General features: G+C 62.0%; 1 protein-coding gene. It reads left to right on the top strand.

The window, feature by feature from the left end; all coding sequences use genetic code 11:
* A partial coding sequence (locus tag A6X21_RS10770; RefSeq protein ID WP_165603760.1) for an iron chelate uptake ABC transporter family permease subunit occupies positions 1–308 on the top strand: 308 nt, incomplete at both ends.

The raw sequence follows: 308 nt of genomic DNA, 5'->3' as shown, positions 1-308 counted from the left end.
TTCACTTACCTGGCCGACGACGCCACACTGCGCACCCTTGCGTTCTGGAACCTGGGCAGCCTCAATGGCGCCAGCTATTCGCGGTTGTGGCCCTTGTTACTGGTGAGTGCGGGGGTGGCGCTCTGGTTGCCGCACCGTGCCAAGGCGCTGAATGCCTTGTTGCTCGGTGAGTCGGAGGCCAATCACCTTGGCATTAATGTTGAAGGGCTCAAGCGCGAGCTCGTGTTCTGTACCGCGCTTGGCGTTGGGGCTGCTGTAGCCGCCGCGGGCATGATTGGCTTTGTGGGGCTGGTGGTACCGCATCTGGT

Source organism: Planctopirus hydrillae (assembly GCF_001707835.1).
GTDB classification, from domain to species: Bacteria; Planctomycetota; Planctomycetia; order Planctomycetales; family Planctomycetaceae; genus Planctopirus; species Planctopirus hydrillae.
This window is presented reverse-complemented; position numbering and strand designations above follow the sequence as displayed.